The organism is Aromatoleum evansii (assembly GCF_012910805.1).
Lineage (GTDB): Bacteria > Pseudomonadota > Gammaproteobacteria > Burkholderiales > Rhodocyclaceae > Aromatoleum > Aromatoleum evansii.
On record NZ_WTVK01000161.1, the window covers coordinates 1 to 1,287 of the forward strand.

The following is a 1,287-nucleotide window of genomic DNA, read 5'->3' on the forward strand; positions in this document are numbered from 1 at the left end:
GTAGATACTGTTATCCGGGTCAAGCGCCATGTATAGCGGGATCGAAAGCCTTTCCCGATTTGAGCACGCCGAAGGCGACATGAACGAGCTTTCGCATCATGGCACCGATGATGAGCATGGGCGGTTTTCCGGATGCGGCGAGCCGTTGGCGGAAGCGCTTGCCCCAATCGGTCTTGTACAGGGTCACCATGGCCGGCATATAGAGGGCCTTGCGCAGGAAGGCATGACCGACCTTGGACAACCGCGGCTTGGCTCTGACGCTGCTGCCGGATTCATGTTGTCGCGGATCGAGCCCGGCAAAGGCGGCTGCGCGGCGGGCGTTGCCGAAGCGCGCCGGATCGGCATAGAAGGCAAGCAAGATCGCGATGGTGCGCTCGCCCAGCCCGGGAATGGAGTCGAGCAGGCGCTGCTTGTCGTGCAAGGTCGGATCGCGGTCGATGTGATGACGGATCTCCTTGATCAGGCGCTCGATTTCGGTGTCCAGCCAGGCCAAATGCTGGGCAATGCCGTCGCGGACCGGGAGCGCGGCCACCTCCAGGCGGTTGGACTCCTGGGTGCGCATCGTCTGTAGCGCCTCGAGCCGCAACACCAGCACGCGCAGCGCCTGTTCAGCCGGACTGGGCGGCTGCCAAGCCGTGGGCTGGCGTTCGAAGCAGAACTGAGCGATCAGCACGGCATCGGCTTTGTCGGTCTTCGTACGCACCATCTGCGAGACTCCGAAAGCCTTGATCTGCGCCGGATTGATGACGCTGACGGTGATCGCTGCGCGGCCGGCGAGGAATATGGCGACGGCCTCCCCATAGGTGCCGGTGGCCTCCAGGCACACATGCACCGAGTCGGCGCCTTGCTTGGCGAGCCAAGCGCGCAGCTCTTCGAAGCCGGCCGGGGTGTTGGCCACCACCTTGTGGCGGATCTTGCCTTCGGGCGTGCGCAAGGCGCAGTCGAGCTTGGCCTTGGCGACATCGATGCCCAAGTGAAACGGGTGCATGATTTGTCCTCTCGTGATCAACCTTGCGAATGCGGGCTACCGGCAAGCCGGGCCAAAGATACTGTCCGATCTGTCTGCGAGGGTGAGCGGCGGCTGCAGGAATCTACAAAGCGGGCGCGGGGCCCAAGGGCGGGAACAGCATGCCGCCGCTCGACCTGGGGTGCCCCCCAGGCATGCCATCCCGGCCATCGCCGCCGCGCCGGGCCGTCTTCAGTCGCGCTACGCGCTCCTTACGACGGCCCGGCGCAACGACCGGAAATGCAACCGGTGCTGCACAACAACACAATACAAGGGCGGGA

Annotated in this window: 1 protein-coding gene; it reads right to left on the minus strand. The window is 64.5% G+C overall.

What is annotated here, in order from left to right; all coding sequences use genetic code 11:
* Positions 1 to 19: 19 nt before the first annotated feature.
* Positions 20 to 988 (minus strand): IS110 family RNA-guided transposase, encoded by a 969-nt coding sequence (locus GO615_RS27675; protein ID WP_169133052.1) that lies wholly within the window; start codon positions 986 to 988, stop codon positions 20 to 22.
* Between the last annotated feature and the right edge of the window lie 299 nt (positions 989 to 1,287).

Bases quoted from the DNA above. Each gene is read 5' to 3' on its own strand.
- GO615_RS27675 (WP_169133052.1), bottom strand. From the start codon at position 988: ATGCACCCGTTTCACTTGGGCATCGATGTCGCCAAGGCCAAGCTCGAC.